General features: G+C 72.4%; 7 protein-coding genes. 2 read left to right on the forward strand and 5 right to left on the reverse strand.

The window, feature by feature from the left end; translation table 11 throughout:
• Positions 1-54 precede the first annotated feature (54 nt).
• Together murJ and RKE29_RS01180 are read right to left on the reverse strand one after the other, a co-directional pair.
• Complete coding sequence (gene murJ, locus RKE29_RS01175) at positions 55-2661, reverse strand: murein biosynthesis integral membrane protein MurJ (protein ID WP_312003044.1); 2607 nt, start codon at positions 2659-2661, stop codon at positions 55-57.
• 48 nt (positions 2662-2709) lie between these two features.
• A complete protein-coding gene (locus tag RKE29_RS01180) occupies positions 2710-5052 on the reverse strand; it encodes a DUF6049 family protein (RefSeq protein WP_312003047.1) in 2343 nt (780 codons plus the stop codon).
• 343 nt (positions 5053-5395) lie between these two features.
• On the opposite strand from RKE29_RS01180, the gene RKE29_RS01185 reads away from it, so the two are divergent.
• On the forward strand, positions 5396-6877 hold the full coding sequence (locus tag RKE29_RS01185) for a CCA tRNA nucleotidyltransferase (RefSeq protein WP_312003051.1): 1482 nt from the start codon (positions 5396-5398) through the stop codon (positions 6875-6877).
• Between the two features lie 390 nt (positions 6878-7267).
• Here the strand turns inward: RKE29_RS01185 and RKE29_RS01190 are convergent, their stop codons facing one another.
• The 3 genes from RKE29_RS01190 to RKE29_RS01200 form a co-directional block, all read right to left on the reverse strand.
• Positions 7268-8350 carry an inositol-3-phosphate synthase gene (locus tag RKE29_RS01190; protein ID WP_312003053.1) on the reverse strand — a complete coding sequence of 361 codons (1083 nt, stop codon included), beginning with the start codon at positions 8348-8350 and terminating at the stop codon, positions 7268-7270.
• A 48-nt stretch (positions 8351-8398) separates the two neighbouring features.
• A complete protein-coding gene (locus RKE29_RS01195) occupies positions 8399-9136 on the reverse strand; it encodes a helix-turn-helix transcriptional regulator (RefSeq protein WP_312003055.1) in 738 nt (245 codons plus the stop codon).
• A 266-nt stretch (positions 9137-9402) separates the two neighbouring features.
• The gene (locus RKE29_RS01200; protein ID WP_312003057.1) at positions 9403-9528 is read right to left on the reverse strand and encodes a hypothetical protein; all 126 of its coding nucleotides are present in this window, start codon (positions 9526-9528) and stop codon (positions 9403-9405) included.
• On the opposite strand from RKE29_RS01200, the gene RKE29_RS01205 reads away from it, so the two are divergent.
• The coding region (locus RKE29_RS01205) for a hypothetical protein (RefSeq protein ID WP_312003058.1) at positions 9527-9740 on the forward strand (214 nt) is incomplete at its 3' end. The genes RKE29_RS01200 and RKE29_RS01205 overlap by 2 nt on opposite strands.

Below are 9740 nucleotides of genomic sequence, written 5' to 3' on the forward strand. Positions count from 1 at the left end.
ACAGACCGCCACTATGCACGACACACGGTGGCGGACGAAGGTTGTGCTCCTACGTCAGCGGCCGAGTCGTCCGCGGACCATGCCGACCATGGCGGTCAGCTCCTGGATGCGCATGCGCCGGGCCGCCGCGTAGAAGATGAGCAGGAGGACCAGCCCGCCGCCGACGAGGGCGGCCATGGAGCCGGTCGGGCCCTCCCCGAGGACGCCGGTGATGGTGAAGGCGACGATGCCGCCGACGACGGCGGCGGGCACGCTGGCCCCGGCCAGGCGGGTGTAGGTGCGCACCACGTGCCGGCCGTCCAGGTCGCCGCCCAGCCGGTCGCGCAGCCGCCGCCAGGCGACGCCTACGCCGGTGGCGTAGGCCAGGCCGTAGGAGGCGGCCATGCCGGCCACCGCCCAGCGGGCCGGCAGGACCAGGTAGCACAGCGCGGAGGCGGCGGCGTTGACCGCGGCGACGATCACGGTGTTGTAGAAGGGCGTGCGGGTGTCCTCGAAGGCGTAGAAGCCGCGCAGGACCACGTACTGCACCGAGAAGGGGATCAGGCCCAGGCCGAAGGCCATGAGCGTGTAGCCCATGGAGCGGGCCGCCTCGGTGCCGGAGGTGCCGAACAGCAGGGTGCACAGCGGGACGCCGAGCGCGACGAAGGCGAAGGAGATCGGCACAATGGCGACGGCGGAGGTGCGCAGGCCCTGGGAGATGTCGTCGCGCACCGCGCCCGGGTCGCCGTCGTGGGCGGCGCGCGAGATGCGCGGCAGCAGGGCGGCCATCACGGACACGGTGATGATGGCCTGCGGCATGTTCCAGATGAGCTGGGCGGAGGAGTAGCTGATGTAGCCGGTGCCCGGATAGCCGGCGTTGGCGGCGTCGGAGCCGGCCGCGGTGGCCAGCTGGGTCACCACGACCACGCCGGCCTGGTTGGCGAGCACGAACAGGACGGTCCACTTGGCCAGCCTGGCGGCCTTGCCCAGGCCGTGGCCGCGCCAGTCGAAGCGCGGCCGGAAGCGGAAGCCGGCCGCCCGCAGGTAGGGGAACATCGCCAGGGACTGCACCACCAGGCCCAGCAGGGTGCCGATGCCCAGCAGGCGGATGCCCTCGGGGGTGATGGTGGTGACACCCATCCGGGAGTTGCTCGCGGTGCCGAACACCCAGATGAACAGGCCGAAGGTGGTGATAACGACGATGTTGTTCAGCACCGGCGTCCACATCATGGCGCCGAACCGGCCGCGCGCGTTGAGCACCTGGCCGACCACCACGTGCACGCCCATGAAGAAGATGGTGGGCAGGCAGTAGCGGGCGAAGGTGACGGCGACCTCGTTGGAGGCCGGGTTGCCGGCGATCGTCGGCGACATCATGCGGATGAGCCAGGGCGCGGCGAACACCGACACCGCCACCAGCGCGCCCAGGGCGACCATGACCAGGGTGAGCAGCCGGTTGGCGTAGGCGACGCCGCCGTCGTCGTCCTCCTTCATGGCGCGCACGAGCTGCGGCACGAAGACGGAGTTCAGGCCGCCGCCGACGGTGAGGAAGTAGATCATCGCCGGCAGGTTGAAGGCGACCGCGTAGGTGTCGCCGAGGGTGGCCGCGCCGAGCGCCGCGACGATGACCATCTGGCGCAGGAAGCCGGTGAGCCGGGAGACGAGCGTGCCCGCGGCCATCACCGCGCTGGACTTCAGCAGGTTTCCCGCCCGGCCGCCCGCCCGCTTCTGCGCGGTGAGGTTCTGCGTGCGGTCCACGGGGATCTGCCCGGTCGGCGGGCCGGAGACGCGCCGCATGCGCCCGGTGGCGGGCCCGGGGCCCGCGGCGCGCGACTGCTGCTCGGGGGACCGGGGCTCGTAGGGCTGCTGGTCGCGGAAGAGGTGCGCGAAGGCGTCCTGCTGCTGGTCGGTGGCGGGCGCGGCCTGGTCCGCAGTGCCCAGGTACTGGGTGGCGGCGGTGGCGTCGTCGTAGTGGCGCAGGTGCCGGGTGGCGTCGTCGGTGCCGGGCTGCTGCGCGGGCTCCCCCCACAGCCGCGGGTCGGTCTGCGGCGGCGCGGTGGGCTGCTGGTGGAGCTGCTGCGGGAACTGCTGCTGGGCGGGGTAGCCGCCGGGCTGCTCGGAGTAGCCGCCCTGGTCGTACAGCGGGTCGGTGAGCGGGTCGTGCGCGTACGGGTTGTGGACGGGGTAGGCGTACGTGTACGTGGAGTAGTTGCCGTAGGTGTAGTCCTGCGTGTACGGGTCGGGCACGTAGGGCAGGCCGTTGTACGGGTTGTAGCTGTACGATTCCTGGGCGTAGGGGTTCTGCGCGTACCCGCCCTGCCCGCCCTGGGCGTACGGATCCTGGTACGGGTCGTACCCGTCCTGGGCGTAGGAGCCCTGCGCGTACGGGTCCTGCGGGTAGGGCTCCTGGGCGTACCCCCCCTGGGCCGGATAGGTGCCCTGGGCGTACGGGTCCTGGGGGTAGGCATCCGGCGCCTGGGCCTGCTGCCCGTACGGCTCCTGGGCGTAGGGATTGTGCGGGTACGGCTCCTGCGCGTAGGGCTCCTGGGCGTACGGGTCCTGCGGGTACGGCTCGCGCGCGTACGGGTCGCGGGTGCCCTGGGGGTGGGCGTGCGGCGGGGACGCCTGGCCGTCGTGATCACTGCCCGGGCCACGACCGCGATCACCGTCGTATGGCGCGTTCATCGCCACCCACCTCATCGTCCGCCGCGGCCGGCGGTCCCGACCGTGTTCTCAATGGTCCACTTTCTCACCCGGGCCGGACGTGTCTGCGCTTTGCGAACCGGTGTCCGGTTCCACATCACCCGGCTGCTGGGCTGGGACGGCGCTCGCGCCCCCGCCGCCGACGGCGGCGGGGGCGGCCTGGGCCGGATCCGCGGCAGCCGTGCGCCGGGCCGCGTTCCGCTTGCGCTTGAGGTAGATGCGTACCCCGGCGAGCACGAGCAGCAGCACGCCGCCCGCGATCACGAGGATGACGGTGGAGGTGATCTCGGTGACATTCACCTGGAACGTCACCGCCTGGCCGTAGGGCCGGCCGTCCTCGGTGACGAGCTGGGCGGTGATCTCCGCGCGGCCGTTCGCGTTGGCCGTGGTGCCGAACTTCACCGACTGGCTGTGCCCGCCCTCGACGCTGATCGGCTGGGGCTCGGTGACGGCCAGGCGGTTGCGCTGGCTGGAGCTGAGGACGAGCCGGAGCCCCTTGACGTCCTGGACCAGGTTGTTCTGCACGGTCACCGGGATGGTCGCGCTGCGGCCGGACAGGGTGATGTCCGACTTCCGCACCAGCTGGACCTTGTCGACGAGACCGTCGAGGTAGGCCTTCACCGACGTGCGGGCGGCGGTGGCGCGGCCGCCCGTGCCGCGCCAGGAGGTGGACAGCTCCCGCAGGATCGCGTTGGTGAACGGGATGACCACCGGGTCGCGGACGGTGAGGATCGTGCCGAACACGTCCAGCTCGTCCTGGGTGCTCCTGATGGCGCGGAAACCGTCCACCGACAGCTCCTGCCGCCGCAGCGAGGCCCGGTACGCCTTGCCGGAGGGCACCCGCCGGGTGGCGTTCGGGTCGGTCTTGGCCTTGGCGGCCTGTCCGAGGTCCAGCGGCTGCGTCCAGCGGCCGGGCGCCAGGTCCCGCAGGGCGGTCGCCATGGCCTGCACCTGCTCGGTGGTCGGCGTCCGCTGCGGGGCGACGACGATGCTGCGCTTCCGCTCCGGCGCCTGGAGGGTGATCATCTGGGTCTGGGCCAGGAACTCCTGCACGGCGAGCGTGGCGTTCTCCGCCCGTCCCAGGTCCCCGGTGAACACCGTGGAGAGACGGGCGTCGGCGACGACCGCCGTGCGGCCGCGGCCGATCGGGCGGGCGGCGGTGGGGGTGTAGAGGAGGTTCCCGGTCTCCCGCAGGCTGTCGCTGCGCGCGATGACGGTGCGGGCGCCCGCCGAGGCGGCCACGTCGACGATGGACTGGTCGATCGCGCCGTCGACCGGCCACGCGATGTCCGTGCGCGGCGTGACGCGGTGGGAGAAGACGGTCTCCACGGTGCTGACGGCGAGCGCGGTGGCGGACCTCAGGCGGCCGAGGGTGCCGGGGACGCCGCGGCCGCGGTGCGCGATGGCGGCCAGGTCGGGGTCGGCGAAGGGCAGCACCACGACCTGGTGGCCGCGCAGCGCCTTCTCCAGGTCGGCGAGCCACTGCTTGGCGACGGCCTGGCCGGTGCCGTCCGCCACCCGCGGCTCGTCCCCCGCGCCGCCGTCCTCGACGACCTGGTACGGCCGGGTCATGGCGTCGGCCGTGGCGAGCAGGTCCGGGTCGAGGACCCAGGTGACCGGGAGGTCCTTGCCCAGAGCGACGAGCTGCTGAAGCCGCCCGCCCTGGCCCATCTCCCGGGCCAGCACGTCGTCGCTGAAGACCGGCGCCCGCTGGCCGTCGGAGGTGGTGCGGGCGGTGACGTGCGGCCGGGAGATCAGCGGCCACAGGAAGGTGAGCTGGGTCTGCTTGGGCGTCCGGCCCGGCTGCCAGGGCAGAAAGGTGCGCTGGACGCCGGTCACGTGCCGCAGCGGCTGGGCCGCGGTCTGCCCGGCGACGGCCACGGACAGCTGGTAGACGCCGCTCTGCCCGAGGCCCAGCGCGCTGACCGGCACGGCGAGGCTGAAGGAGCGGCGGGCGCCGGGCCGCAGCGTGCCGATCTTCTTCGCGTACCGCACCGGCAGCTCGACGCCGTCCACGCCGGGCACGTACCCGGTCCGCTCACTGACGGCGTCCATTTCGCTGCGCCCGTTCATGCGGGGGCCGACGAGCAGGGTGACCGCGGCGCCGGACACCGTGGCGGCGCTTTCGTTGACGGCCGTGCCCCTGACCGTGAGCGTGCCCTCGCGGGTCGGCGCGCTGGGGGTGAGGGAGTCGACGGAGATGTTCACGCTGCGTGAACCGCTGGCCTTGGATGCGGCGTGCGCGGGGGAGACCGCCGGGATCTGGCCCGTGCCCGTGAGGAGTGTCACCCCGGCCAGCAGCGCCGCGGCGCGCCGGAGCCACCGGCCGGCGCGAGCGCGATTCGTCCCCTGGAGCCCTGCCGCCTCGGCCACGCCCTCGCCCGTCCCTCGTCTGTGCTCGTCTGCGGTCGTCGCATTGTGCGTCCCCGGGAATGGTAACGATGCCCGCCGTGCCGAAGTGGTGCGGACGGTTCCACAAGATCACCACGATCCCGGTGCGGTCCCGAGGGCCCGCCGCGCCCATGATTCCAGGGCCGTACCGGGCCGGATCCCGGCCGGACCGCGGTGCTGGACCGCGGGGCCGGACCGGCCGCGGGCGTCCGCGCGGGTACGGCCCGGATCCGGCGCCCGCCCGGCCCCGGAAGCCGGGCCAGACCGGTCCCGGAGGGGAGAACGGGGACGCCTCGGGCCGCCCGGCCACGTACCCTGTTCTTTTGTGCCGAAAGCCAACGTTGACACCCCCACCCCACCGTCCGCGCCCGAGCTCAGCCACGTCCAGCGCAGTGCCGTGAGCGAACTGCTGCGGGTGTCCCCCGTCGCCGACGACCTGGCCCGCCGCTTCGAGGAGGCCGGGTTCCGGCTGGCGCTGGTCGGCGGGTCGGTACGCGACGCGCTGCTCGGGCGCCTCGGCAACGATCTGGACTTCACCACGGACGCCCGTCCGGAGGCGGTCCTGCGGATCGTGCGCCCGTGGGCGGACGCGGTCTGGGATGTCGGCATCGCCTTCGGCACCGTGGGCTGCCGCAAGGCGGCGGCCGGTGACGGCGGGCGCCAGGACTTCCAGATCGAGATCACCACCTACCGCTCCGAGGCGTACGACCGCGCCTCCCGCAAGCCCGAGGTGCGTTACGGCGACACGATCGAGGAGGACCTGGTGCGCCGGGACTTCACGGTCAACGCGATGGCAGTGGCGCTGCCGCGCAAGGAGTTCGTCGACCCGCACCACGGCCTGGAGGACCTGGCCGAGCGGGTGCTGCGCACCCCGGGCACGCCCGAGCAGTCCTTCTCCGACGACCCGCTGCGGATGATGCGCGCCGCGCGCTTCGCCGCCCAGCTCGGCTTCGAGGTGGCGCCCGAGGTGGTCGCCGCCATGACGGCCATGGCGGACCGCATCGGGATCGTCTCGGCCGAGCGGGTGCGCGACGAGCTGAACAAGCTGATCCTGGGCGCCCACCCGCGCAGGGGCCTGCAACTGCTGGTCGACACGGGCCTGGCCGCGCACGTGCTGCCCGAGCTTCCCGCGCTGATCCTGGAGCGCGACGAGCACCACCGGCACAAGGACGTCTACGAGCACACGCTCACCGTGCTGGAGCAGGCGATCGCGCTGGAGGAGGACGGCCCCGACCTGGTGCTGCGGCTGGCCGCGCTGCTGCACGACATCGGCAAGCCGCGCACCCGCCGGTTCGAGAAGGACGGCCGGGTGTCCTTCCACCACCACGAGGTGGTGGGCGCGAAGATGACCACCGCGCGGATGCGGAAGCTGAAATATCCCAATGAGCAGATCAAGGAGGTCGCGCGGCTGGTCGAGCTGCACCTGCGCTTCCACGGCTATGGCACCGGGGAGTGGACCGACTCGGCCGTCCGGCGGTACGTGCGCGACGCCGGGCCGCTGCTGGACCGGCTGCACAAGCTCACCCGCTCCGACTGCACGACGCGCAACAAGCGCAAGGCGCTCGCCCTGTCGCGCGCGTACGACGGCCTGGAGGAGCGCATCGCCTCGCTGAAGCAGCAGGAGGAGCTGGACGCGATCCGGCCCGACCTGGACGGCAACGAGATCATGGAGATCCTGGGCATCCCGCCCGGCCCGGAGGTCGGCACGGCGTACCGGCACCTGCTGGAGCTGCGGCTGGAGAAGGGCCCGCTGGGGCGTAAGGCGGCCGTGGCCGAACTGAAGGACTGGTGGGCCGCGCGGAGCTGACGGCTCCCGCGTCCGGCCCGGCGCCGCGCTCCCGCGGCCGTGTTTCACGTGAAACATCGCGTGCGCCGGGAGTCCGGGCCCGGGAGCGAGGAGCCCCGGCCCGGGCGGTCCGCGGCCGTCATGTTTCACGTGAAACGACGGCGCGCGCTGGTTTCACGTGAAACACGACGGCGGTCGCACGGTCTGGGAGGCGGTGGACGGGCCGTCCCGGGCGCGGCGGACGGCCGCGCCGCCTCGCCAACGGCAAGGGCCCCCGGGCGGCGACCACGAAGGGTCGCCCGGGGGCCCTTGCCGAGGTGGTGGGGGCGGACGGCGTCACCGGCTCACGGCCTGCCGTGCCGCCCGCTCAGCGCCCGGCCGCGCCCGGCGCTCGACAGGTCGGCGCCTGGCTCAGCGCTCGACCTCTCCCCTGATGAACTTCTCCACGTTCTCCCGCGCCTCGTCGTCGAAGTACTGCACGGGCGGGGACTTCATGAAGTAGGACGACGCCGAGAGGATCGGGCCGCCGATGCCGCGGTCCTTGGCGATCTTCGCGGCGCGCACCGCGTCGATGATGACACCCGCCGAGTTGGGCGAGTCCCAGACCTCCAGCTTGTACTCCAGGTTCAGCGGGACGTCGCCGAACGCGCGGCCCTCCAGGCGGACGTACGCCCACTTGCGGTCGTCCAGCCAGGCGACCCAGTCCGACGGGCCGATGTGCACGTTCTTCGCGCCCAGCTCGCGGTCGGGGATCTGGGAGGTGACGGCCTGGGTCTTGGAGATCTTCTTGGACTCCAGGCGCTCGCGCTCCAGCATGTTCTTGAAGTCCATGTTGCCGCCGACGTTCAGCTGCATGGTGCGGTCCAGGATGACGCCCCGGTCCTCGAACAGCTTGGCCAGCACCCGGTGCGTGATCGTGGCGCCCACCTGCGACTTGATGTCGTCGCCGACGATCGGCACGCCCGCCTCGGTGAACTTGTCCGCCCACTCCTTGGTGCCCGCGATGAACACCGGCAGTGCGTTGACGAAGGCGACCTTGGCGTCGATGGCGCACTGCGCGTAGTAGCGCGCGGCCTCCTCCGAGCCCACCGGGAGGTAGCAGACCAGGACGTCGACCTCGCGGTCCTTGAGGGTCCGCACGATGTCGACGGGGGACTCGGCGGACTCCTCGATGGTCTCGCGGTAGTACTTGCCGAGGCCGTCGAGGGTGTGGCCGCGCTGGACCGTGACGCCGGTCGACGGCACGTCGCAGATCTTGATGGTGTTGTTCTCGCTGGCCCCGATGGCGTCCGCGAGGTCGAGACCGACCTTCTTCGCGTCCACGTCGAAGGCCGCCACGAACTCCACGTCGCGCACGTGGTAGTCGCCGAAGCGCACGTGCATCAGACCCGGCACGCGGCTGTCCGGGTCGGCGTCCTTGTAGTACTCGACGCCCTGCACCAGCGAGGCGGCGCAGTTGCCCACGCCGACGATGGCTACGCGAACCGAACCCATTCCGGTTGCTCCCTGTGTGATCTCGACAAGCCCTGCGGACTGCGGGGCTCAGTTGGTGGTGTCATCGGAACGGTCCGGCCGCGAGCCGCCCCGGCGCTGAGGCGGGCCGCCCGTGTCTCCCGACTCGAACCGCTCCCGGGGCCGGTCCTGCGACGGCTCCCGGGACGCGTCCTGCTCCGGCGGGTCGGCCGACCCGCCGGACTCGGCGGAGCCGTGACGCGTGTCGCGCGCGGCCCGCTCACTCTCGATCAGCTCGTTCAACCAGCGGACCTCGCGCTCCACCGACTCCAGGCCGTGCCGCTGGAGTTCCAGGGTGTAGTCGTCGAGCCGCTCCCGGGTGCGGGCCAGCGAGGCGCGCATCCGGTCAAGGCGCTCCTCCAGCCGGCCGCGCCGCCCCTCCAGCACCCGCATGCGCACGTCCCGTGAGGTCTGGCCGAAGAAGGCGAAGCGCACGCCGAAGTGCTCGTCCTCCCAGGTGTCCGGGCCGGTGTGGGCGAGCAGCTCCTCGAAGTGCTCCTTGCCGTCGGCCGTCAGCCGGTAGACGATTTTCGCGCGCCGGCCCGCGAGCGACGCCGCGGGGGTGTCCTGCGGCACGCTGCCGGGCTCCTCGGCCAGCCACCCGTTGGCCACGAGCGTCTTCAGGCAGGGGTAGAGGCTGCCGTAGCTGAACGCACGGAAGACGCCGAGCGAGGTGTTGAGGCGTTTGCGCAGCTCATAGCCGTGCATGGGGGACTCGCGGAGCAGGCCGAGGATGGCGAATTCCAGGATTCCGGAACGCCTCCCCACCGTGCTGTCCTCCTTCGCCTCCGCCGCCGGACCCCGACCCGGGACCCGTGCCGAGCTGGTGTATGCCGAGCTGATGTATCGCTTCGATACATCCAGACGATAGAGCGACCCCTCTGCCGGGACAAGAGGGGAAACGGTGAACGGCGTCACATCACCGATTCGAGTGAGTCAACCTGACGCTTTTTTGAGTGAAGATGACGACTGGACGCGTTTTGACGGTGCGTACTCTGTTCGCCATGCGCATCCACGGGAACCAAGCGACCGGCTCAGCCGTCATGGTCGTGGGTGCGGTGCGCCCTGCCGCCGGTGGCGGACCGGGCGTACACCGGGGGGACCGAAAGCCACTTGCCGCTGACAGGCGACAGCGCCTGCCCGAGGAGTAGTCGTTCCATGAGCGAGCACCGTCGCAAGCCGCCGCAGCCGCAGGGCGGCGGACGAGCAGCGGCCCGGCGCGCCGCACGGCAGGCCGGCGGCCGCCGTGCGGCACCGCCCAGCACCACCACCGGACAGGGCTCGGCCGAGCACGGCCAGGACAGCCCGTACGGCGACGCGGAGCGGCCCTACGGCGGCCGGGCGGAGGCCCGCCGCGCCGCGCAGCGCGGCG

The sequence above is a fragment of the Streptomyces sp. B1866 genome (genome assembly GCF_031932565.1).
In the GTDB taxonomy this organism is placed as follows: domain Bacteria; phylum Actinomycetota; class Actinomycetes; order Streptomycetales; family Streptomycetaceae; genus Streptomyces.